Origin of the sequence: Brevibacterium jeotgali (assembly GCF_900169175.1) — a bacterium.
Lineage (GTDB): Bacteria > Actinomycetota > Actinomycetes > Actinomycetales > Brevibacteriaceae > Brevibacterium > Brevibacterium jeotgali.
Genome location: NZ_FXZM01000006.1, coordinates 23,949 through 45,758, shown reverse-complemented (window position 1 = coordinate 45,758; position 21,810 = coordinate 23,949). Strand labels below are relative to the sequence as shown.

Below are 21,810 nucleotides of genomic sequence, written 5' to 3'. Positions count from 1 at the left end.
AACCTCCAGCGCATCGCGGTGTCGGGTCGCGTCGTTGCGATCCGGGTACTCGGTAATCGATTACCGAGTACATGTACTGTAGTGACCGAGAACACGTTCGCGCAAGAGCTGAGGGGTGCCGACGATGTCGCTGCGAGAGACCGCACTCGAGGAGATCCGCTCCGCCATCGCAGTGGGTGATCTGGGGGAGGACCGGATCTTCTCCGCCGCAGGGCTGGCGAAGACCCTGGGCATGTCACTGAGTCCTGTCCGGGAGGCGATGATGTCGCTCGTCGCCGACGGCACGGTCGAGGCCGTCCCCAACCGCGGATACCGGCTGGTTCCGGTCACCCGCGCGGACCTCGACGAGATCCTGCACCTGCGCCTCCTGCTCGCCGCCCCCGCGGTGCAGGCGCTGTGCGACGCGCGGGATCCGGTCCTCGTGAGGAATCTGCGCACCGCTGCGGACGATGCCGTCGTCGCCGCCGAGGCTGAGGATCGGAAGTCCTTCTTCGCTGCCGACCGCCGGTTCCACTTCCTGATCCTGAGCCGTGGCCTGGGGGAGCGCGCAGCATCGATCGGACTGCGCCTGCGCGACCAGAGCCGCGTCGCCCACGACGAGGAGAAGCCGCGGCAGGCCGACCGCGACAGCGCCGCGCAGCTGAACAGGCTCATCGACCTCATCGAAGCGGGGGAGGCGGAGAGGGCCGTCGACCTGGTGGACGACAACCTGCGGTATTTCCTGACGTAGATGCGGCGAGCCGGCGCGGCAGCCTGACTGCTGGTCCGGGATGGCGCCTGAGCTCTGGACATGCCGAACGATCGCTTGTTAAGTTGATGAGGACTGGCAGTCCGCCGATGAAGCATGTGCGCACAAGGGAGTGGGTTCAAACGTGAGAACGAGGAAGAGGACTGTCTCGTCAGGCCTCGCGGATCTGGAGCCCGTCCCCCTCTCGCCTCTCATGAGCTCCGGTGAGTACTGGACGTCCTCGTTGCGAAGCAGGAGGAGCTGGTCGACGACCTCATCGCCGATGGCCGTCTGCCCGAGGACATCCGGGATCAGATGCACGGACTCGCGGACAAGTGGACGGGAATCGTCGAGGAGCTGGGGTACACCGACGACGGCGGACTGACGGAGCTCGATGAGTGGTACGAGCCGGGCAGCATCGATTTCAGGCCGTTGGGCGAGCGTCTCTTCACAGAGGCAGCGGAGCAGCACCGCCCCGGAACAGCAATGGACACCAATGGAGGATGATCAGTGAACACAGAGCTAGCGCTCTCCCGCACCCACCTGCCGATCGCGGCGGCGTATCGACATGCCCGCGAACTGCCGGACAGTCCGGCGATGGTCGACAGCAGTACCCGGATCACGTTCGACTCGTTCCTGGTGCGCGTCCAGCAGGCGGCGGCACGATTGGCCTCGGCCGGGGTGCAGCGCGGTGATCGGGTGGCTCTGGTGGCAGGAAACTGTGCGGAGTTCCCCGTCGCGTCGTACGCGGCCAACTACCTGGGTGCGATCATCGTCCCGGTGAACTTCCGCCTTGCTGCCGGCGAGGTCGCCTACATCATCGGCAACTGCGAGCCGGCGGTCGTCGTCGCGGACGAGGACAGGACGCCCACCGTCCAGGCGGCGGTGGCGGAGGGCGGGAGCGCGGTGCAGGTCATGGACCTCCACGCACTCGCCGCACCGACGGGCGAGACGACGATCCCTGACCCGGTGGTGTGCGCGGAGACTGACGATCAGGCGATCATGTACACCTCGGGCACCACGGGCAGGCCCAAGGGCGCCGTGCTCACGTACTCGAACTTCCTCAGCACGACGATGCGCTCGTCCGCGTCGTGGGCATATGAGCCCGGCAGGGACGCCGTTCTCATCGCCTCCCCGATGTTCCACATCGCGGCATTCAACGTCATGACGACGAATATCGCCAACGGTGCGGCTTCCGTGATCACCGCGTCGACGGGGTTCGACGCGGGCCATCTGCTCGATGTCATGGCAGAGCACCGTGTGACGCGCACCTTCATGGTTCCGGCTCAGTGGCAGCTGATCAACGATGAGCAGCGACGAGCGCCGCGCGATGTGGACCTGCGCTTCTACAGCTGGGGCGCAGCCCCTGCGACGGAGGCGCTGCTGACGGCACTGCGTGAGACGTTCCCGGAGGCGGTCTCGCAGGCCGCATTCGGGCAGACGGAGACGACGGCCTCGGGGCTGTCGCTCAACCACGAGGACTCGCTGCGCAAGCTCGGGTCGGTGGGTCTGCCGGACCGGAACGTGTCGATCCGCGTGGTCGACGGTCAGATGAACGATGTTCCGCGCGGCGAGGTGGGCGAGATCGTCTATCGCGGGCCGGGCGTGATGGATCGATTCTGGAACAACGAGGCCGCGACGGCCGAGGCCTTCGCCGGCGGGTGGTTCCACTCGGGCGATCTCGTCAAGCAGGACGACGACGGATTCACCTACGTCGTCGACCGGGTGAAGGACATGATCATCTCCGGTGGGGAGAACATCTACTGCGCCGAGCTCGAGAACGTCCTCGCCTGGCATCCGAAGGTCGCCGAGGTGGCGGTCGTCGGTCGCCCGGACGAGAAGTGGGGCGAGGTCCCCGTGGCAGTCGTCGTGCCCCACAGCGATGAGGATCCGCCCACCCTCACAGACCTCCGCGAGTTCTGCGACGGTCGGTTGGCGCGGTACAAGCTGCCGAAGGACATCGTCGTGAAGGACGCCTTCCCCCGCAGTGGTACCGGCAAGATCCAGAAGAACCTGCTCCGCGACGAGGTCTGACGGCGGTCGTCCCGCGACACGCGGTGAGCCGGGGCGTCGCTGCAGCGTCCGATGAGTAGAACCTGGTCCAGATTCGTGGAGAACCGGACCGGGTTCTACTCACCGGCAGTGGGGCGTCAGCCTCGCCCTGCTCGCGTCACTCCACGTGCTGATCCGCCACATCGAGCGCGCGGTCGATGACGTCGAGCGCGGTGCGCACGTCGTCCTCGCTCACGTTGAGCGGCGGGACGACGTGGATGCGATTGAAGTTGGCGAACGGCAGGACGCCGCCGGACTTTATCGCACCCAGCACCGCATTCATCGCGTCGGAGGAGCCGCCGTACGGCGCCATCGGCTCCTTCGTCTCACGGTTCTTCACGAGCTCGATCGCCCAGAAGCAGCCCAGACCGCGGACGTCACCCACGGACGGGTGCTTCGCCTTGATCTCCTCGAGGCGGGGGCCGATGACCTCATCGCCCAGGCGCTTCGCGTTCTCGACCATGCCCTCGTCGCGCATCGCGGTGATCGTCGCGACGGCCGCGGCGCACGCCAGGGGATGACCGGAGTACGTGAGTCCGCCCGGGTACTGCCGGTCGACGAACGAGGAGTACACCTCGTCGGACATGATCACGCCGCCCAGTGGCACGTAGCCGGAGTTGACGCCCTTCGCGAAGGTGATGAGGTCCGGAGTCACGCCCCAGTGGTCGATCGCGAGCCATTCCCCGGTGCGACCGAACCCGGCCATCACCTCGTCGGTGATGAGCATGATGCCGTGGCGCTCCGTGAGCTCCCGGACCCCCTCGAGGTACCCGGCGGGAGGCGTGTAGATGCCCGCGGTCCCCGGCACGGATTCGAGGAGGAGCGCTGCGATGTTCTGCGCGCCCTCGAGCACGATCATGTCTTCGAGGTGGCGCAGCGCCCGCTCGGTCTCCTCCGCCTCTGTCGTCGACCCGAAGTAGGACCGGTACGGGTACGCCGGCATGAAGCGGACGATCCCGTCGCCGGGATTGTCGTTCGGGAACCGGCGCGGATCGCCCGTGAGGTTCACTGCGAGGTTCGTGCCCCCGTGGTAGCTGCGGTAGGCCGACAGCACCTTCTTCCGGCCGGTGTGCAGGCGTGCCATGCGCACAGCGTGCTCGTTCGCGTCGGCACCGCCGTTCGTGAAGAAGACGTGCTCGAGTCCGTCGGGTGCGATCTCCGCGATGAGGCGGGCCGCCTCCGACCGGGCGTCGTTCACGTGCTGCGGCGCGATCGTGCAGATGTCCGCCGCCTGCTCCTGGATCGCACGGACGACGGCCGGGTGCTGGTGGCCGATGTTCGTGTTGACCAGCTGGGATGAGAAGTCGAGGAGCTCTCGACCCTCACCGTCCCAGATCCGCGTTCCCTCAGATCTGACGATCGTCATGGGGCTGAAGGGTCCCTGCGCCTGCCAGGAGTGGAAGACGTGCTTCCGGTCCAGTTCGTGGGCCCGCCGGCCGCGGGCCAGCATCTCCTCCGTCACCGGGCCGGCTGTCGAGCCGGACCCCGTCGCCGAGGCCGCAGTCGTCTGCGCGTCGACGTCACCGGATGCCGCGGTGGTACTGTGGTCTGTATTGGTCATGGTCATCGTCGACTCCTTGCGTCCGCTTGAGCTGCTGCTCACGAGTTGGTGGGGAACCCGAGGTTGATGCCGCCGTGGCTGGGGTCCAGCCAGCGCTTGGTGATGACCTTCCCGCGGGTGAAGAAGTGCACGCCCTCCGCGCCGTACGCGTGCGTGTCACCGAACAGGGAATTCTTCCACCCGCCGAAGCTGAAGTGGGCGACCGGCACGGGTATCGGCACGTTGACGCCGACCATCCCGACCTGGACCTCGTTCTCGAACCTGCGTGCCGCGCCGCCGTCGTTCGTGAAGATCGCGGTGCCGTTGCCGTACGGGTTCGCGTTGATGAGGTCGAGGCCCTCGTCGTAGGACGGCACGCGGACGACGACGAGGACGGGGCCGAAGATCTCATCCGTGTAGATCGACATGTCCGGGGTGACCCGATCGAACAGCGTCGGGTTGAGGAACGCGGCATCGCTGTCGGCGTCCGGGGTGGAGGTGCGTCCGTCCAGCACCAGCTCCGCGCCGGATTCCACGCCGGCATCGATGTAGCCCGCGACCTTGTCGCGGTGCGCGACCGTGATGAGCGGCCCCATGTCGGAATCGCGCGTGCCATCGCCGACCTTGAGGCCCCTTGTCCGCTCTGCGATCTTCGCGACGAGTTCGTCCGCGATCGCATCGACGGCCACGACGACGGAGATGGCCATGCAGCGCTCGCCTGCGGCGCCGTAGCCCGCGTTGACCGCGGAGTCCGCCGTGATGTCGAGGTCCGCGTCGGGCAGGACCAGCATGTGGTTCTTCGCTCCGCCCAGAGCCTGGACGCGCTTGCCGTGCGCGCTGGCGGTCTCGTAGATGTACTTCGCGATCGGCGTGGAGCCGACGAAGGAGACGGAGTCGACCTGCGGGTCGGTCAGCAGTGTGTCGACCGCCTCCTTGTCGCCGTGGAGCACATTGAAGACGCCGTCCGGCAGCCCCGCTTCCTTCCACAGCTCCGCGAGCCAGTTCGCGGTCGACGGGTCCTTCTCCGACGGCTTGAGGACGACGGTGTTGCCCGTGGCGATCGCGACGGGGAAGAACCACAGCGGCACCATCGCCGGGAAGTTGAACGGCGAGATGATGGCTGAGACGCCGACCGGCTGGCGGACGGAGTGCACGTCGATGCCGGTGGATGCGTTCTCCGAGTGGCCGCCCTTGAGGAGGTAGGAGATGTTGCAGCACAGCTCGACGACCTCGAGGCCGCGGCTCACCTCGCCCAGTGCATCGGAGAGGACCTTGCCGTGCTCGGCGGTGATGATCGCCGCGAGCTCCTCCTTGCGGGCGTTGAGCAGCTCGCGGAAGGTGAAGATGATCGACGTGCGCTTGGTGAGCGATGTGTCGCGCCAGGCGGGGAAGGCGTCTGCCGCCGCCTGGATCGCCTCGCGGCCGCGGTCCGCGGAGGCGAGCGCGACGCGACCGGAGCTCACCCCGGTGGCGGGGTTCACGACGTCCCCGAAGCGCGCTCCGTGAGATTCTTCGACTGTCCGGCCGTTGATCCAGTGGCTGATGGTGGTCACGGTGACTCCCCTCGTTGCGAGTGCTGTGATCGCGCGTGCGCGGCGGTCGCTCGACTGCGGCGATCCGATGGCCCCAGTGTGGGCGGCGCGGCACGTGCGCGCCAGATGCAGAGTGTGAATCGTGGAGGCCTGAAGTTGACGATCTGTAAACTCGGGGTATGGACTCGTTCCCCGCCGTTCCCGAGGCGTCCGTCTCACCTGCTGTGACAGTCCGTTCGATCCTCCATCTCGATGAGATCCGGGGAGCGCGGCCTCAGGTCCTGAGCGGCTCCGACCGCCTGGACCGCCCTGTGCGCTGGGTGCACATCGCGGAGACCGAAGAGGTTCCGTCCCTGCTGGAGGGCGGGGAGCTCATCCTCAGCAGCGGGACGATGTTCCGGCAGTCACCGGCGCGGACGCGCGATTTCCTCACACGGCTCGATCAGGCGGGGGCCGCCGGGTTCATCATCGAGATCGTCGATGAGGAGGGGCGGCCGTCCACGATCGATCGGGACGTCCTCACAGAGGCCGTCGCCGGATTGGACTTCCCCGTGATCGTGCTCGCGGCCCGGGCGCGCTACGTCCGGGTCACGCAGGCGGCGCATCGACTGCTGATCGGGGAGCAGCTGGCCCGCGTCGAGCGTGCGCGGCGCGTCCACGACGTCTTCACCGACCTGAGCCTCCGCAGCGCCGATGAGCAGCTGATCGTCGACACGACGGCGGAGCTCCTCGGATCGGCGGTCGTCCTGGAGGATGCCGCCCACCGAGTACTCGCCTTCAACCCTGCAGCGTCCTCGCCGGGAGAGCTGCTCGACGAGTGGCCGCTGCCCACCCGCCAGCAGGTGACCGTGGGCATGCGCGGCAGGCGGTGGGGCCGGCTCCTCGCTCCGTTCGCCGCGGCAGAGGACGACCACGCCGGCGAGGTGCTGGAGCGGGCGGGACAGGCCGTCACGCTCGTGCGGATGGCGACTCAGAACGAGCGGGACCTGCTGCAGCACGCGGCGGACGCTCTGGTCCACGAGCTCATGGGCTCCAGCGACCTGTCAGAGGAGGAGGCGCGTGTCCGAGCGCGCTCACTGGGACTCGGACACGCGCGCACATATGTGCCGATCGCTGTGCGGATCTCCGCCCCCGAGGTGGTGGAGGAGGGGATCACGTCCCTCCAGCTGCGTGAGCAGGCGGTGCGCACCGAGCTCGTCGCCGCGGCGAAGCACGCCGGGGCCACCGTCATCGCGGGCGGCCGCCGGTCGGGGATGATCGTCGGAGTCGTGGGCTGCAGCGGGAAGCAGGTCGACGACACCCTCGCGGCAGTGTTCCGGCGCCTGGGCGAGGAGTCGGGGGAGCGGTACAGCGTCGGTGCCGGGGGTGGGGCGGACACGCTCCTGGAAGCGGGGCGCGATCTTGAGCATGCGGTGCAGGTCGCGGACATCGTTGCGACGATGTCCGTGCGCGATCGACCGTTCTACCGCTTCGCGGACGTGCGGCTGCGGGGGCTGGTCTCCGCTCTGCGGGACGATGCGCGCCTGCGCGCGTTCGCGGAGTCGGAGCTGGGGCCTCTCACTGCCGAGGGCGCGCGGGGAGACGTCGATTTCCTCGAGCTGTTCCTGCGGGAGGGCGGGAACAAGTCCGCGATCGCCGACGCGCTGGGGCTCAGCCGGCCCTCCGTCTATGCGCGGGTGAAGAGGGTGGAGACGATGCTGGGGGTCTCGCTGGACGATGCCGAGTCCCGGACGTCCCTGCACACCGCTGTGCTCTGGTGGCGGACGCGGGGATGAGGGGCCGGGGTCAGCGCACCCTGTGCCCGCACATGATGGTGTACGCACATGACTGTGCCCGTACATGATCGTCCTTGTCCATGACTGTGCCCGGGGGAGCGGATCCCCCGGGCACAGCGGTGATGCGGTGAGCGAGTCGGACTCAGCGGGTCTGTGAGTCCTCGTCGTCCTCGTTCTCTCCGTCGACGTCGATGCCTTCGGCCTCCGCCTGTGCGACTGCCGCAGCGGGAACAGGGACCTGGCTCGTGACGGACTCGTTCGCCGGCACGTCCGAGGCAGGTGTGGAGCCGACCGGACGGGCATCCGCAGGACGGTTGCCCGGCAGCGGGGTCGACCACGGATCCTCGACGGGCTGCAGACGACGCGCCACGGCGAAGCCGATCGCGCCCAGTCCGAGGACGCCCAGCACGATCCAGAACCACTTGCCTCCGCCCGAGGACTTCTGCGCAGTGCGCTTCTCGAGGTCTGAGCCTGCCTTCTTGAGGACCTTGCGAGCCTTCTTCACGGCCTTCTTGTCGCCCGTGAAGCGGGTGACCGCGTCCTCGAAGCCCTTGGAGGTCTCCGTCGAGGCGAGCAGGCCCGCCACGGACGACGCCTTCACGCCGGCTCGTTCTGCGATGTCGCGGGCACGCTTCTCCGCCTCTGCGGACTGCTCGCGGAGAGCAGGTGCGACGCGGGCCTCGTACTCCTTCCCCGCAGTCGCACGCGCGTCGTCGAACTTCGACTTCGCGTCGCTGAGTGCGCCTTCGACGTGGGGGCGGACGGTCTCTGCAGCGGACTGCAGGCGGCCGCTGGCCTCGCGGATGCGCGGTGCGGCGGCATCGGAGGCCTCGTTGAGCCACGCGTTCGCGCGCTCGAGGTACGGGCCGGATGCTTCGAGGGCCTGAGCCGACGATTCGCGAACCACGTCACCCACGGAGTGGAGCCTCTCACCGAATTCGTCGATGAAGGTCTTCGGCTGGGACCTCTTCTTGAACATCTCACCCTCCGAGGTGGTCGGCAGAATACTTCGTCGCCCACAGTCTATGGGGTGGTGTCGAGTCCGGAAGCACCGATATCGCCGACTGATCAGACTGTGGGCGTACTGTCATGGTCCGGGGAGCGGGCACCCACGTCGGGATGCACGTCGGGTCGGGGTGCGCATCGGGCGGTTCCGTGTCTGCGGCTCATGGAACAATGAGGGCATGACTGTTTCAACTGGCAAGGCCATCATGCACACCACCAAGGGCGACATCACGATCGAGCTCTTCGGACACCACGCTCCGAAGACCGTCGCCAACTTCGTCGGACTCGCGAAGGGCGACAAGGAGTACGTCGACGCGGAGACCGGCGAGAAGAAGACCGGACGCTTCTATGACGGCGTCGGCTTCCACCGCATCATCAAGGACTTCATGATCCAGGGCGGCGACCCGCTGGGGACCGGCACCGGCGGACCCGGCTTCGAGTTCGACGACGAGATCCACCCGGAGCTCCAGTTCGATCGCCCGTACCTGCTGGCCATGGCCAACGCCGGCCTGCGTGCCGGCAAGGGCACCAACGGCTCGCAGTTCTTCATCTCCACGGTGCCCACGTCGTGGCTCAACGGCAAGCACACCATCTTCGGCGAGGTCGTCGATGAGGAGTCGAAGAAGGTCGTCGACGCGATCAACGCCGCTCCGACCGGTGCGATGGACCGTCCCCAGGAGCCCATCGTCATGGAGTCCGTGGAGATCGTCGAGGCGTGACCCACCCGTCTCCGCCACCGGCCAGGCGCCCCCGCACGGGGATCCTGGCCGGGGCGCCGGTCACACAGGCCATCGTCATCGTGACGGTGGCCTGTTGGCTTGTCGGCCGCATCCCCGGGGCTGAACCGGGCAGGCTCCTGGGCTTCAGTCCGCTCCTGTCCGCGGCGGAACCGTGGCGTGCACTCACCGTCATGGTCGTCCACGCGGACATGCTGCACCTCCTCTTCAACATGGTGGGCGTCCTGCTGTTCGGGTCCTTCGTCGAGCGGTCGCTCGGCCACGCTCGTTTCCTGGCCGTCTACCTGCTGTCCGGGCTGGGCGGGTCCGCCGCGGTGCTGCTGCTGGCCGCGCCGTACGAGCCGGGGTGGTTCTCCCTGCATGTGGGTGCCTCGGGAGCGCTGTTCGGTCTGCTGGGAGTCGTCCTCACACCGACCCGCTCGCTCGATCGGAACTGGGGCGGTGCTGCCGTCTTCCTGGTCCTCAACGTCATCTACAGCGCCGTGTCGCCGGGCATCTCGTGGGAGTCGCACACGGGCGGCGTAGTGGTCGGCTTCGCCCTGGGGTGCGCGGCGCTGCTGCCGCGGCGCGGTGGGCAGCACCCCACGCGGGATCGTGCTGTGACCGTGTGGTTCTGGGCGGCGGCCGGCGTCCTCCTCGCGACGATGATCGTCGCGGTGCTGCCAGGGCTGCGGGCCTCTGCCCTCATGACGGGGTGAGGCCCTGCTGGTCGTCGGATAGCGTGGTGGGGAGCCCTTCACCACCCGCACGGGCAGAAACGGAGATTCAAGGATGAGTCACGACGATCCCGCCGGCGCCTCCGCCTCGCGGATGGCGCAGTCCTATCCCGCGAGCGTCATCCGCCAGGTGTTCAGGCGTGCCGCGGAGTTCGAGGGCGTGGCATCGCTCACGGTGGGTGAGCCGGACTTCGACACTCCGGCGCACATCGTGGAAGCCGCGGTCGACTCCCTGCGCGCCGGGGACACGCGGTACACCCCCAATGCGGGCATCCCGGAGCTGCGCGACGCAGTGGCCCACCTGTACTCACAGCAGTGGGGCCGTGCGCTGACGCGGGAGAACGTCGTCGTGACCGTGGGCGGGCAGGAGGGGATGTTCCTCTCCCTGCGCACGGCGGTGGACCCCGGCGACGACGTGCTGGTGACCGATCCGTCCTATGCGAACTACCAGGGGCAGATCCACCTGATGGGAGCGCGCGCCGTCGATGTCCCGCTCACGGAGGACAACGGCTTCACCCTCACCGCTGATCAGGTCGAGGCGTCGCTCACCCCGCGGACGAAGGCGCTCATCCTCAATTCGCCGGCGAATCCGCAGGGCGCGGTCGTGCCGGAGCAGGAGCTCGTCAGGATCGCGCAGCTGGCCCGCGAGCACTCGTTCATCGTCGTCTCGGATGAGGTGTACGAGCAGATCGTCTACGACGACGTCCGCCACGTGTCGATCGCTCAGGCGGTGCCGGACTTCGAGCACTTCCTCATGGTCGGATCCCTGTCGAAGTCCTATGCGATGACCGGCTGGCGGGTCGGCTACATCGTGGGTCCGGCGCACCTGCTGGCCGCGACGACCCATATGAAGGAGGGGGTCACGTCCTGCTCACCCGCATTCGTCCAGAAGGCGGCGGTCGCGGCCCTCACCGGACCGCAGGACGCGCTCGACGCGATGGTGGCGTCGTACCGCTCACGGCGCGACCTCATCGTCGACGGGCTGTCTGCGATCCCGGGTGTGTCCTGCGCGGGTGCCAACGGGGCGTTCTACGTCTTCGCGGACATCCGCGCATCGGGACTGACCAGCGACGAGTTCGTGGAGCGCCTGCTGATCGATCACCGGGTCGCGGTGATCCCGGGGACGGCGTTCGGTGGGGGCGGTGAGGGATTCATCCGGCTGTCCTACGCGACGGATGAGGCGACCATCACGGCGGGCGTCGACGGGATCGCCGCGCTCATGGCCTCGGTGTCGTGATTCCCAGAGTTATCCACAGCCCTCTCCACAGCCGTGGATAGAACAACATCGGTGTGTTTCTGCTGGTCACAGACGTGTGGCCGAATGCTTAGCAGTTCGTCCGGGTGACTGTCCACCGAGTGTGTGGAAGAGGCGGGTGCGGAGGCAGAAGGGCGGTCAGTCCGCGTCGGTGCGGTCAGTCCGCGTCTGTCGTGAGGGGATCCGCGCGGCCCAGGAGCTTCTCCGCCAGGATGAGGAAGAACTGGGTGATGTATCCGATGCCCACCGCGTAGGCGATCGTGCCGACGCCGAACGTGCCGCCCAGCAGGAATCCTGCGATGAGCACGGAGATCTCCACGGACAGGCGCATCGCCCACACGGGCTTCCCGGTGCGCTGCACCAGGCCGGTCATGAGCCCGTCGCGCGGGCCGGGCCCGAAGTTCGGGATGATGTAGAGGACTGTGGCGATGCCGTTGAGGACGATGCCGGACACCAGCAGGGCGATGCGGATCGCGAGTGAGTCCTGATCGGGGACGATCGCCATCGTCACGTCCATGAAGACGCCGACGAGGACCGCGTTCGACACCGTTCCGAGTCCCGGCCGCTGCTTGAGCGGGATCCACAGGAACAGGATGACGAAGGACGCGATGATCGCGATGACGCCCACGGACACCGAGAGCCCGAACCCGCCCAGGCGGATCGCGACGCCCTCGTGGAGGACGTCCCACGGGAAGTTGCCCAGGCGGGACTCGATGACGAGCCCCGCCGATGCGCCGAAGAGGACGAGCCCTCCGTAGAGGGTGACGAGGCGGATCCACAGGGGGTGGCTGCCCAGCAGTCTGAAGTTGCCGGTGGACTTCACTGACGCTCGACTAGCGCCAGCGCGTCGACATCACGAGGCCCACGACGAGGATCGCGAAGCCGACGCCGAGGTTCCAGTAGCCCCACGCCCCGACCGGGTAGGCGCCGCTGGAGACGTAGAAGACGACGAGCCACGCGAGGCCCAGCAGCAGGACCGTGACCATGGCGGGCACGAACCAGCGGGCGTTGGGCTTGATCGTCTGCGTGCCGGGGGTGCTCGTGTACGAAGCCGTCTTGCGGTTCGCTGCGCGCTTCGCGGGATCGCCGGACTTCGCCGAGTTCTTGCCGCTCTTCTTCGCGCCGGTGGTCGTGGAGGCCGCCGCCTTGCGATTCCGTGCCGCCGCCGTCGTGCTTCCGGACGCCTCGGCAGCCGTGGACTTCTCAGGAGCTGTGGAGTCCTTCGTGGACGCGGAGTCCGCCTTCGAGGACTTCTTCGGCGACGCGGTCTCCGCCTCCGGATCCGTCGCCGAATCCATGTCGTCTTCGTCTGCGTCAGACGTCGTGGAGACGGCGTCGTCGTCCTCGTCAGATGCCGCGGACTCCGATGTCTCCGCCGCTGCGGGTCCGGACTCCTCGGGGAAGGTCTTCCCCGAGTCGACGACAGCGTCCGTCTCCGCCGGTGCGGACTCCGTGCCCGGGAGGTCGTGGGCGTCCAGCCCGGCCTCCTCGGCGTCGACCTCCTCGACCGGGAGGTCGGAGGCTTCCGTGCCGACGGTTTCCTGCTGGTCTTCCGCGGAGTCGGCTGTCCGGCGGACCCGGTTCGTGCGATTCGACTTGGCCACGTCTCTCCTCGGGAGGTCGGCTGCAGTCCGACCGTGGTGGTGTCTCAGGCTGATGATCGTTGGCCAGTCTAGCTCCCGAGCTCCCTCTGCGCGCAGAGGACGTCCGCGCTTGCGTCTATCATGGGCGAGGTGTGCCCACTCCGACCCGCATCGTGCTGGAGGCGCTGGGCAGAGGACCGCTGGATGGAAGCCGGAGGGGGCTGATGTGGACCAGCCGATGACGAGGCGTGAGCGCCGTGAGCGCGAGCGTGCCGCCGAGGCTGCCGAAAGCGCCCGCACCACCGGCCCGGCCGCAGATCCACGGGCCCCGAGCCGCCCGGACGCCGGTGCACAGCACGCCGGTACACAGCAGGCCGGTGCACAGCAGCAGCCCGCCCCCGCGGGCGATCAGCGACCGGTCATCCGACCGGCCTCCCGCGCGCCGGGCCGCACCGGTTCCGGGCCGGCGCACCACCCCGCCGCTCCTCAGGGTTCCCCCGCGCAGGCGCCCTACACCCCCACCTTCCCGTCGGCCGGGTCCACCGACGGGTGGTCGACCTCGCAGGGACAGGGGACCGTGCGGGGGCCGAGCACGGCGCAGTCCGCTTTCGCGGCCTCCGCATCCGCGCCCGGCGAGAGGGGTGACGCGAGGAGTGCCGCGACGGCCTCGGCGGCGGGAGCCGGACGAACAGACCGCAGGCGGAAGACCGAGTACGAACCGCTGGGCCCCGTCCGCGGCACGATCCGTGCGTTCGGCGAACTCTGCATCACGGCCGGGATGGTGCTCATCCTCTTCGTCGTATGGCAGCTGTGGTGGACCGACATCGCGGCCAACAGGGACAACGAGGTGCTCGCGGACCAGCTGATCACCGATTGGCAGGAGAACCCCGACAACGAGCTGCCCGACGACCCGGACACGCCCGTCGTCGCGGACCCCGTCGACGAGAACACCGGGTTCGGCATCATGTACGTCCCGCGATTCGGGGAGTCCTACTACCGGACCGTCGCAGAGGGCGTGTCCATGGAGCCCGTCCTCAACAGAATGGGCGTGGGACGGTACCCGAGCTCCGCGATGCCGGGCGAGGTCGGGAACTTCTCCGTCGCCGGCCACCGCGTGACCTACGGCAAGCCGCTCAATCAGATCCACGAACTGCGCCCCGGCGACGAGATCGTCGTCCAGACCGGTGACGGGTTCTACACGTACACGTTCCGCAACTTCGAGATCGTCCTCCCGGACGCGACGGAAGTGCTCGCCGCCGTCCCGACGATGCCCGACTACAAGGGCAAGGACCGCATCATGACACTCACTGCCTGCAATCCGATGTTCTCTGCGCGGGAGCGCTACGTCGCGTACGCGGAGCTGACGGACTGGACGCCTGCGGGCGATGGGGCGCCCGCCTCGATCGCCGACTCGCCCGCCTACGAGCAGGTCGGAGGCGATGCCTGATGTACTCGCTGCTGTGGCGCGCCCTCCCGGGACCGTGGATCGTGAAGCTGATCCTCTGCCTCATCCTCATCGCGGCTGCCGTGTACCTGCTCATGGAGTACGTGTTCCCCGTGGTCGCGCCCTTCATGCCGTTCAACGACGCGACGATCGAGGAGGGTGGCTAGATGGGCGCGAGGATCCTGGTCGTGGACAACTACGACAGCTTCGTCTACACACTGGTGAGCTATGTCGAGGAGCTCGGGGCGACGACGACGGTCGTGCGCAACGACCAGGTGACCGACGCCGAGGCCGCCGCCCTGCTCGCAGACCACGACGGGGTCCTGCTGTCGCCGGGCCCCGGGGCGCCGGTGGACTCCGGGATCTGCCCCGGCCTCATCCGCGAGGCGGCGAGGACGGGTACGGCCCTGTTCGGAGTGTGCTTGGGACACCAGGCCCTGGGCGAGGTGTTCGGGGCGACCGTCGCGCATTCGCCGGTCCTCATGCACGGCAAGACCTCAGAGGTCGAGCACCGGAGCACGAGCGTGTTCGCCGGGTGCCGCAGCCCTCTCACGGCGACGCGCTACCACTCGCTGTCGATCGTCGACGACACGATCGACACCGACGTCTTCGAGATCACCGCGCAGACGCCTGACGGGATCGTCATGGGCGTCCAGCACCGGAGCGCACCTCTTGCGGGTGTCCAGTTCCACCCGGAATCGGTGCTCACCCAGGACGGCTACCTCATGGTCGGGAACTTCCTCGCCATGGCGGGGATGCCGGAGGCGGTCGAGGCTGCGCGCGGACGGACGCCGGTGGTCTCAGCGGAGGTCTGAGCGAGCCGCGACGGGCCGTGTGCAGCGGGTCGGAGCGGGAACGTCTGCGATCACCGTTCGCCGACCGTGCTGCGTGCGAGCTTCTGGTAGGTCGTGATGATCGTGTCGACGGATGTCCCGTGTCCCGTTCGGAACCATCGCGCGATGCCCGTGCACGCGACGATGACGAAGCGTGCCGCCTCTCTGGGCTCGTCCGTCGTGAAGACCTGCTGATCGACTCCGGCGAGGATCGCCGCGAGGAAGAGGCGCTCCTGCCGGTCGCGATAGTCGACGACGGCGGAGCGCGCGTCGGGGTGGAGGCTGCGGAGCTCCGCGTTGCCGATCGCGCTCTCGCGCGGGTATGCGGCATGCAGGCCGACATGGACCTCGACGAGTGCATCGAGCTGAGCGCGGGCATCGTCTCCGGCCCGCGTCAGTGCGTGCTCGCTGAGCGAGACGAGGTTCGTGATGCCGCGGAGCATGATCGTGGCCAGGATGTCGGCCTTGGAGTCGAAGTGGTTGTACAGGGAGCCGGAGCTCATCCGCCCCCGTGCGCCGATGTCCCGGATGTTGGTCCCGTTGAAGCCCTTCTCCGCGAAGGCCTCGACCGCGGCGGAGAGGATGCGCTGCATCATGGCATCGTCCTCACCGCGCAGGACACCGCCCGAGAAGCGGCGACGCAGGTCGTCGGAGTCGTGGGCGGCGCCGAAGACGGCTTCAGTCATGGGGTCGGGACCTTCGCTGGGGATGGAGGGCGCCGGAGCACGTCGACGCTGCTGTCCAGTCTATCGAGATGATGACCGTCCCCTCCTGCGGGATGATCGGCCGCAGACTGCTCCGGGGCGACTGCTTGCCCTTGACCTGCCGGCGGCGTACCCTGATCGAGGATTCGCTCTGATCATATGATCACTCCTGCAGTCTGCAACGATCCATGATGGTGACCAGGCGATCAGGGCGCTGATCTTCACAGACCGAGCGAGGGGGCTCGGGCGCTTTCCGGTGGTGCTGCCCGCCGCCGGAGGACGTCGTCCCTGTATGCGTTCGGACCGCATCGAGGCGAGGAGCCACCACCGTGACGCACGCATCGCATCAGTTCGTCCCCCTCCACGAGATTCCGGAGTACCTCACGACGTTCCTGTCCGAGCTGGACGCCTTCATCGACGCGGAGATCAAGCCGCTCGAACAGCAGGACGACAACATCCGGTTCTTCGACCATCGGCGTGAGGATGCCCGGACGGACTGGGAGCGCGGCGGTCTTCCGAACGAGGGATGGGAGGCGCTGCTGGCCGAAGCCAGGCGGCGGGCTGATGCCGCCGGGTTCTTCCGCTATCAGCTGCCGGAGGAGTTCGGCGGTCGGAACGGATCGATCTACGACATGGCGGTGATCCGGGAGCACCTCGCGGTCAAGGGGCTTGGCCTGCACAACGATCTGCAGAACGAGCATTCCGTGGTGGGCAACAACATCGGCCTGATGCTGATGGTCGAGTACGGCACACCGGAGCAGCAGGCGGAGTGGATCGAACCGCTCGCGGCCGGTGAGCGGTCGATGGCCTTCGGGATCACGGAGCCGGCGCACGGGTCCGACGCCACGCACATGGAGACGACGGCGACCCGTGACGGGGACGGGTGGGTCATCAACGGAGAGAAGACGTGGAACACGGGTGTGCACACCGCGAGTCATGACCTGGTCTTCGCGCGGACCTCCGGAGAGGCCGGCGATGGCACGGGGATCACGTGCTTCCTGGTCCCCACGGATACAGCGGGCTTCGAGGTCAAGGAGTACCTCTGGACCTTCAACATGCCGTCGGATCACGCTCATGTGGGCTTCACCGACGTGCGCGTACCGGACTCCGCGGTGTTCGGCGAGGTCGGACGCGGCCTGCAGGTCGTCCAGCACTTCTTCAACGAGAACCGCATCCGGCAGGCGGCTGCGAGTCTGGGTGCCGCCCAGTACTGCATCGACCGGGCCGTCGGATACGCGGTGGAACGTCGCCCGTTCGGGAAGCCGTTGGCGGTCAACCAGGCGATCCAGTTCCCGCTGGTGGAGCTCCAGTCGGAGGCGACCATGCTGCGCGCGCTGATCCGAGAGACCACGTGGAACATGGACACGAAGGGGGCGTTCTCCGCGTCGGACCACGTCTCCATGTGCAACTACCGGTCGAATCGCCTGTGCTGCGATGCGGCGGATCAGGCGATGCAGGTGTTCGGCGGTCTGGGCTATTCCCGCCATGAGCCGTTCGAGCACATCTACCGCCACCACCGCCGGTACCGGATCACCGAAGGCGCGGATGAGATCCAGATGCGCCGCGTCGCGGGCTATATGTTCGGCTTCATGCAGCAGCGATCCCCGAAGGGCGTCGCAGAAGCCGCACCTGCACACCAGGGCGGGCCCGGTGCGTGACCAGACCCCGGGCGACGACACCGAGGCTCGTGATCCCCACCCGTACGACGTCCTGCTGACCCGCGCGTTCGGCGCATCCGCAGCGGTCACAGCGCTCGCGCCGGTGAGCAAGGGTGCGAGCAAGAGGATCGAGATCATCGAGGCGTCCGTCGCCGGTGCGCCGCAGCGCGCTGTGCTCCGTGCCGAGCCGACCGACGACGCGGACCCGACGGGGATGGAGCGTGAGGCCGCTGCGTTCCGCGCGGCGGGATCCGCGGGCGTGCCGGTGCCGGAGGTCCTCCTCGCCGACACGGGTGACGGCCCGATCGCAGCACCGCATCTCATCACGTCTTTCGTCGAGGGGGAATCCCTGCCTCGTCGGATCCTCCGCACCTTCGACCGTGAGCACGGGCATGACGGCGAGGCCTTCGCGCAGCGGCTGGGTGAGATCGCCGCGCGGGTGCATAGGGCGGAGGTCCCGGACGGACTCTTCGACGTGAAGACGGACGAGCTCGAGGACTGGCGGGCGGCGTTCAGCGAGTACGGCGTCGACTCTCCTGCCTTCGAGCTCGCGTTCTCGCAGCTGGCGGACTCGCCTCAGCCCGATTCTGCGCCGACGTTCGTGCACGGCGACCTGCGGATGGGGAACCTGATGGTGCGGGACGGACGGGTCGCGGCGGTCCTCGACTGGGAACTGGCGCACATCGGGGACCCGGTGTCGGACCTCGGGTGGCTGTGTGCCGTGCAGTGGCGGTTCGGGGGGCCCGGTGAAGCGGCCGGGGTGGGCTCCCGGGATGCCCTGCTGCGAGGCTACAGGGAAGCGGGGGGACGACCCGTCGCCGAGGCCGCGGTCCGATGGTGGGAGATCCTCTCGATCGTCAAATGGGGAGTCATGTGCCTCCGCCAGGCCGCGCGGGCCGACGCGGAGCCGGAGCGAGCGCTGGAGCTCGCGCTCATCGGGCGGAGGTTCGCGGAGTGCGAGGCCGATGTGCTTGATGCACTCGGCGTCGACCTGCCGACCAGCGCGCCGACGTCGGGAGGCGGCCCGACATCGGAGGTGTCCGCCACCTCGGCGACGGAGACGATGGTGCGCGGACTCGAGGAGTCCTTCGGCCAGGCGTACGATGGTCGGATGCAGAAGGCGGCGCTGGACACCGTCCTGCGAGACGTGCAGCACGGTCCAGCGCTGCGCGACGCATCGTCGCGGGCGCTCGCGGCGGCGGGCTTCGCGACAGAGCGGGAGCTGGCCGAGGCCGTGCGAACCGGCGCCGTCGACACGGACGACCCGCAGGTGCGCGTTGCGGTCGTCGCGCCCGTACTCGAGCGGATCACCCTGTCGAACCCGCGACATCTGCAGCGGATCGCCGACCGCCGGTGATCCCCCGTACCCGCCGGCAGGGAACCGAACACGCCATCCGGACACGAAGGAGTGGACGATGATGACCAGGGTCTGGTCCCCTTGGTGCCCGTGAACCCTCCGGGCGCGTACTTCTCCGTCTGCGGGGAGCCGGGCAGCACAGAGGGCGGACCGCGTTGCGAAGGGAGATCAATGACGATCACGGGGCAGACCGACGGTGACGAGGCTGGGGCAGGACGCTCCGCGGAGTGCACCCAGTCGTGGCAGGACGTCCTCACCCATGACCACCTCCAGCAGATCTTCACCGTGCTTGAAGCCGCCCATCACACCTCGGCCGGCGTGCCGTTCAAGGAGACCATGGTTGAAACCCTTGCGCGGGTCTTCCGTGTGCGCAGCTCGACCTTCTTCTTTGGACCCACCTACGCTCAGATGTTCACCGACCCGGACCCGCACGTCCAGGGCATACCGGACCATATGGTGCGCAACTATCACGAGCACTGGTACGAGAAGGATGTCTTCGCCCTGTCCACTGCACAGGAGGCCCTGACGCGCAGCGGATTCGTGACGCTCGAGGACCTCTCCTACCTCCCGGAGGCACAGCAGGAGTACCTGTACGGCCAGCTCGTCCCCCATGGCCTCGGGTCCGCAGCAGCACTGCACCTGCGCTTCTCCGACGGGGAGGCGATCCTCGGCCTCTTCGACGAGGACCGCGTCTGGACCCGTCCCGATGTCATCGCGATGCGTGCGCTCGCCAAGCACCTGCAGGCGAGGTCCCGTGGGATCGCCATGGGAGGGGCTGAGGTCGTCCCCGACCTCGACGTTCTGCTCAGCCCCCGACAGCGCGAGGTCGCTGAGCTCGTCGGCCACGGATTGACCAATGCCGCGATCGCCGAACGACTCTGCGTCACGGAGATGACCGTCAAGAAGTACATCAGCAGGATCTTCGAGGCGACCGGCATGACCAACCGCTCGATGCTCGCAGTGGCAGTGCAACCACCTCGCTGACGGCGTGCCGATGTCCACTTTCGAGGACTACCCGCGGCTCTGAGCGCCTCATACGGTGATGTGTGTCAAAGACGACGATCACCTGGAAGGTGGGCTCCCATGAGTCGACTGAAGTTCGGTACATTCCTCGCCCCGATCCACACCCCCGGGCAGAACCCCACCCTGCTCCTGCAGCGGGACCTGGAACTCGTCGAGCACCTCGACAAGCTGGGCTACGACGAGGCCTGGTTCGGTGAGCACCACTCCGCGGGGTCGGAGATCTACGCGTCTCCGGAGATCATGATCGCCGCGGCCGCCGAACGCACGCAGCGCATCAAACTGGGCACCGGAGTGACCTCAGTGAGCTACCACAATCCGCTGTGGGTTGCCGATCGGATGATCATGCTCGACCACCTCACACGTGGCCGGTCCATGTTGGGCATGGGCCCGGGCTCGCTGCCCACTGATGCCGCGATGCTCGGGTTGACGCAGGTCGAGACGCGCGAGCTGCTGGCAGAGGACGCCGACATCATCATGCGGCTGCTGCGCGGTGAGGTGGTGTCGGCCAAGACGAAGACGCACGAACTCGTCGAAGCACGCGTTCAGATGGCGCCGTACTCCGATCCGCTCTTCGATGTCACCGTCGCGGCGGTCGCCTCGCCGACGGGAGCACGGTTGGCGGGCAAGCTGGGGATCGGGCTCATGTCGATCGCGGCGACGATGAACCCGGAAGGCTTCAGCGCGCTGGAACATCACTGGGGCGTGCTCAACGAGTTCGCGGATCAGTCCGGTCGCTCCGATCAGGTCGACCGCTCCACGTGGCGGCTCGTCGGCCCCTTCCACATCGCCGAAACCGTCGAGCAGGCCTACAGGGACGTCGAGCACGGCATCGAGTTCTGGTTCAACTACTTCCAGAAGATCGCCGCCTTCCCGCAGATGGACGTGCGCGGCGACAACCTCACGGAGATGATCGATTTCATCAACACGTCCGGCGTGGGCGTCATCGGCACCGCCGAGCAGGCACGTGCACAGGTGCAGAAGCTGGTCGATCAGTCCGGCGGGTTCGGAACGCTGCTGCTACAGGGCCATGACTGGGCCAACCCAGAAGCGACGAAGCGGTCCTTCGAGCTGTTCGCACAGGACGTCATGCCGCACTTCCAGGGTCAGGCGCAGCCGATGATCGAGGCCTCGGAGAGGGCGAAGTCCGTCCGCGGGGCCAAGACGGCCGAGCACATCAAAGCCGTCGAGCAGATGACGGAGAAGTACAACGCCGAGCTCGGGAGATCCTGACGTGACCCCTGCGTCGGCCGATGCCACGACTGCGGGCATCGGGCGGAGAAAGGAGAAGAAGAGTCCCGATGAATGAGCACGCAGACGTATCACCCCGGCGCATGCGCCAGATCATGGGCAGCTTCTGCTCAGGGATCACCATCATCACCGCGGCCACTGATGCCGGGCCCGCGGGCTTCACCTGTCAGTCCTTCACGTCGCTGTCCCTCGATCCTCCGCTGGTGACTTTCAATCCCTCACGGACGTCCACGAGCTGGCCGCGGATCCAGGAGGCGGGCAGCTTCTGTGTGAACATCCTCGGCATCGAGCAGGAGCACGTGTCGCGGACGTTCGCGCAGACGGGTGTCGACCGATTCGCGGGCGTCGAGCACAGCCCATCTGATCGGGGCAATCCGATCCTCGATGCAGCCCTGGCCTGGATCGACTGCACTCTGCATGCCGAGTATGAGGGCGGAGACCACACGATCGTCGTCGGCGAGGTCAAGGGGATGCACGCCCGCGAAGAGGTTGATCCCCTCGTGTTCTTCCGCGGCGGGTACGCGACATTGCACAGCAGTGACGCGATGGCTGGCTGAAGACCCAGCTGAAGAAGGAGCGGAGAGCACTGACCCGTCACGGATGCGCTTGACCGGTCACTTC

At 67.8% G+C, this 21,810-nt stretch carries 21 protein-coding genes; 15 read left to right on the top strand and 6 right to left on the bottom strand.

Annotated features, from left to right (window positions below; genetic code table 11):
• The first annotated feature begins 124 nt into the window (after window positions 1-124).
• From BJEO58_RS07420 to BJEO58_RS07405, 3 genes are all read left to right on the top strand, one after another.
• Entirely contained in the window at window positions 125-730 is a 606-nt protein-coding gene (locus tag BJEO58_RS07420; RefSeq protein ID WP_101588948.1) for a GntR family transcriptional regulator, read from the top strand.
• Window positions 731-1,042: 312 nt separating this feature from the next.
• A complete protein-coding gene (locus BJEO58_RS07410) occupies window positions 1,043-1,234 on the top strand; it encodes a hypothetical protein (protein WP_101588848.1) in 192 nt (63 codons plus the stop codon).
• Window positions 1,235-1,237: 3 nt separating this feature from the next.
• Window positions 1,238-2,761: an AMP-binding protein gene (locus BJEO58_RS07405; protein WP_101588847.1), complete on the top strand. Its 1,524-nt coding sequence runs from the start codon at window positions 1,238-1,240 to the stop codon at window positions 2,759-2,761.
• Between the two features lie 136 nt (window positions 2,762-2,897).
• Here the strand turns inward: BJEO58_RS07405 and BJEO58_RS07400 are convergent, their stop codons facing one another.
• Both BJEO58_RS07400 and BJEO58_RS07395 read right to left on the bottom strand, forming a co-directional pair.
• Window positions 2,898-4,346 carry an aspartate aminotransferase family protein gene (locus tag BJEO58_RS07400; protein ID WP_373270411.1) on the bottom strand — a complete coding sequence of 483 codons (1,449 nt, stop codon included), beginning with the start codon at window positions 4,344-4,346 and terminating at the stop codon, window positions 2,898-2,900.
• A 32-nt stretch (window positions 4,347-4,378) separates the two neighbouring features.
• Window positions 4,379-5,872, bottom strand: a complete 1,494-nt coding sequence (locus tag BJEO58_RS07395) for a CoA-acylating methylmalonate-semialdehyde dehydrogenase (protein WP_101588846.1) — start codon at window positions 5,870-5,872, stop codon at window positions 4,379-4,381.
• Window positions 5,873-6,030: 158 nt separating this feature from the next.
• Here BJEO58_RS07395 and BJEO58_RS07390 point away from each other — a divergent pair, with 158 nt between their 5' ends.
• Complete coding sequence (locus BJEO58_RS07390; protein WP_101588845.1) at window positions 6,031-7,626, top strand: PucR family transcriptional regulator ligand-binding domain-containing protein; 1,596 nt, start codon at window positions 6,031-6,033, stop codon at window positions 7,624-7,626.
• Window positions 7,627-7,768: 142 nt separating this feature from the next.
• Here BJEO58_RS07390 and BJEO58_RS07385 read toward each other — a convergent pair whose 3' ends face one another.
• Window positions 7,769-8,605, bottom strand: a complete 837-nt coding sequence (locus BJEO58_RS07385; protein WP_101588844.1) for a hypothetical protein — start codon at window positions 8,603-8,605, stop codon at window positions 7,769-7,771.
• A gap of 205 nt (window positions 8,606-8,810) precedes the next feature.
• Between BJEO58_RS07385 and BJEO58_RS07380 the strand changes: the two genes are divergently transcribed.
• From BJEO58_RS07380 to BJEO58_RS07370, 3 genes are all read left to right on the top strand, one after another.
• Entirely contained in the window at window positions 8,811-9,350 is a 540-nt protein-coding gene (locus BJEO58_RS07380; RefSeq protein ID WP_101588843.1) for a peptidylprolyl isomerase, read from the top strand.
• Window positions 9,347-10,066 carry a rhomboid family intramembrane serine protease gene (locus BJEO58_RS07375; RefSeq protein ID WP_101588842.1) on the top strand — a complete coding sequence of 240 codons (720 nt, stop codon included), beginning with the start codon at window positions 9,347-9,349 and terminating at the stop codon, window positions 10,064-10,066. The genes BJEO58_RS07380 and BJEO58_RS07375 overlap by 4 nt, the downstream gene beginning before the upstream one ends.
• 73 nt (window positions 10,067-10,139) lie before the next feature.
• Window positions 10,140-11,321, top strand: a complete 1,182-nt coding sequence (locus tag BJEO58_RS07370) for a pyridoxal phosphate-dependent aminotransferase (protein WP_101588841.1) — start codon at window positions 10,140-10,142, stop codon at window positions 11,319-11,321.
• A 175-nt stretch (window positions 11,322-11,496) separates the two neighbouring features.
• On the opposite strand, the gene yczE is transcribed toward BJEO58_RS07370, so the two are convergent.
• Window positions 11,497-12,162 (bottom strand): membrane protein YczE, encoded by a 666-nt coding sequence (gene yczE, locus BJEO58_RS07365; RefSeq protein WP_101588840.1) that lies wholly within the window; start codon window positions 12,160-12,162, stop codon window positions 11,497-11,499.
• A gap of 10 nt (window positions 12,163-12,172) precedes the next feature.
• A complete protein-coding gene (locus BJEO58_RS15160; protein ID WP_246075892.1) occupies window positions 12,173-12,943 on the bottom strand; it encodes a cell division protein CrgA in 771 nt (256 codons plus the stop codon).
• A gap of 217 nt (window positions 12,944-13,160) precedes the next feature.
• Here BJEO58_RS15160 and BJEO58_RS07355 point away from each other — a divergent pair, with 217 nt between their 5' ends.
• The 3 genes from BJEO58_RS07355 to BJEO58_RS07350 are packed head-to-tail and all read left to right on the top strand — an operon-like array spanning window position 13,161 to window position 15,181.
• The gene (locus tag BJEO58_RS07355; protein ID WP_101588945.1) at window positions 13,161-14,369 is read left to right on the top strand and encodes a class E sortase; all 1,209 of its coding nucleotides are present in this window, start codon (window positions 13,161-13,163) and stop codon (window positions 14,367-14,369) included.
• Window positions 14,369-14,533, top strand: coding sequence for a hypothetical protein (locus BJEO58_RS14965; protein WP_180951869.1), 165 nt, complete (start codon window positions 14,369-14,371; stop codon window positions 14,531-14,533). Before BJEO58_RS07355 ends, BJEO58_RS14965 begins: the two co-directional genes overlap by 1 nt.
• Window positions 14,534-15,181 (top strand): anthranilate synthase component II, encoded by a 648-nt coding sequence (locus BJEO58_RS07350; RefSeq protein WP_101588839.1) that lies wholly within the window; start codon window positions 14,534-14,536, stop codon window positions 15,179-15,181.
• A gap of 50 nt (window positions 15,182-15,231) precedes the next feature.
• Here the strand turns inward: BJEO58_RS07350 and BJEO58_RS07345 are convergent, their stop codons facing one another.
• A complete protein-coding gene (locus tag BJEO58_RS07345) occupies window positions 15,232-15,885 on the bottom strand; it encodes a TetR/AcrR family transcriptional regulator (protein ID WP_101588838.1) in 654 nt (217 codons plus the stop codon).
• A gap of 347 nt (window positions 15,886-16,232) precedes the next feature.
• Between BJEO58_RS07345 and BJEO58_RS07340 the strand changes: the two genes are divergently transcribed.
• The 5 genes from BJEO58_RS07340 to BJEO58_RS07320 all read left to right on the top strand — a co-directional run bounded on the left by BJEO58_RS07340 (window position 16,233) and on the right by BJEO58_RS07320 (window position 21,746).
• On the top strand, window positions 16,233-17,561 hold the full coding sequence (locus tag BJEO58_RS07340; RefSeq protein WP_101588837.1) for an acyl-CoA dehydrogenase family protein: 1,329 nt from the start codon (window positions 16,233-16,235) through the stop codon (window positions 17,559-17,561).
• The gene (locus tag BJEO58_RS07335; protein ID WP_180951868.1) at window positions 17,554-18,918 is read left to right on the top strand and encodes a phosphotransferase; all 1,365 of its coding nucleotides are present in this window, start codon (window positions 17,554-17,556) and stop codon (window positions 18,916-18,918) included. Before BJEO58_RS07340 ends, BJEO58_RS07335 begins: the two co-directional genes overlap by 8 nt.
• Before the next feature lie 171 nt (window positions 18,919-19,089).
• Window positions 19,090-19,902 (top strand): response regulator transcription factor, encoded by an 813-nt coding sequence (locus tag BJEO58_RS07330; protein WP_101588835.1) that lies wholly within the window; start codon window positions 19,090-19,092, stop codon window positions 19,900-19,902.
• Between the two features lie 99 nt (window positions 19,903-20,001).
• Complete coding sequence (locus BJEO58_RS07325) at window positions 20,002-21,171, top strand: LLM class flavin-dependent oxidoreductase (RefSeq protein WP_101588834.1); 1,170 nt, start codon at window positions 20,002-20,004, stop codon at window positions 21,169-21,171.
• A 68-nt stretch (window positions 21,172-21,239) separates the two neighbouring features.
• The gene (locus BJEO58_RS07320) at window positions 21,240-21,746 is read left to right on the top strand and encodes a flavin reductase family protein (RefSeq protein WP_101588833.1); all 507 of its coding nucleotides are present in this window, start codon (window positions 21,240-21,242) and stop codon (window positions 21,744-21,746) included.
• Window positions 21,747-21,810: the final 64 nt, after the last annotated feature.

Bases quoted from the DNA above. Each gene is read 5' to 3' on its own strand.
- BJEO58_RS07420 (WP_101588948.1), top strand. From the start codon at position 125: ATGTCGCTGCGAGAGACCGCACTCGAGGAGATCCGCTCCGCCATCGCA.
- BJEO58_RS07410 (WP_101588848.1), top strand. From the start codon at position 1,043: ATGCACGGACTCGCGGACAAGTGGACGGGAATCGTCGAGGAGCTGGGG.
- BJEO58_RS07400 (WP_373270411.1), bottom strand. From the start codon at position 4,346: ATGACCATGACCAATACAGACCACAGTACCACCGCGGCATCCGGTGAC.
- BJEO58_RS07390 (WP_101588845.1), top strand. From the start codon at position 6,031: ATGGACTCGTTCCCCGCCGTTCCCGAGGCGTCCGTCTCACCTGCTGTG.
- BJEO58_RS07385 (WP_101588844.1), bottom strand. From the start codon at position 8,605: ATGTTCAAGAAGAGGTCCCAGCCGAAGACCTTCATCGACGAATTCGGT.
- BJEO58_RS07380 (WP_101588843.1), top strand. From the start codon at position 8,811: ATGACTGTTTCAACTGGCAAGGCCATCATGCACACCACCAAGGGCGAC.
- BJEO58_RS07370 (WP_101588841.1), top strand. From the start codon at position 10,140: ATGAGTCACGACGATCCCGCCGGCGCCTCCGCCTCGCGGATGGCGCAG.
- BJEO58_RS07355 (WP_101588945.1), top strand. From the start codon at position 13,161: ATGACGAGGCGTGAGCGCCGTGAGCGCGAGCGTGCCGCCGAGGCTGCC.
- BJEO58_RS14965 (WP_180951869.1), top strand. From the start codon at position 14,369: ATGTACTCGCTGCTGTGGCGCGCCCTCCCGGGACCGTGGATCGTGAAG.
- BJEO58_RS07350 (WP_101588839.1), top strand. From the start codon at position 14,534: ATGGGCGCGAGGATCCTGGTCGTGGACAACTACGACAGCTTCGTCTAC.
- BJEO58_RS07345 (WP_101588838.1), bottom strand. From the start codon at position 15,885: ATGACTGAAGCCGTCTTCGGCGCCGCCCACGACTCCGACGACCTGCGT.
- BJEO58_RS07330 (WP_101588835.1), top strand. From the start codon at position 19,090: ATGACGATCACGGGGCAGACCGACGGTGACGAGGCTGGGGCAGGACGC.
- BJEO58_RS07325 (WP_101588834.1), top strand. From the start codon at position 20,002: ATGAGTCGACTGAAGTTCGGTACATTCCTCGCCCCGATCCACACCCCC.
- BJEO58_RS07320 (WP_101588833.1), top strand. From the start codon at position 21,240: ATGAATGAGCACGCAGACGTATCACCCCGGCGCATGCGCCAGATCATG.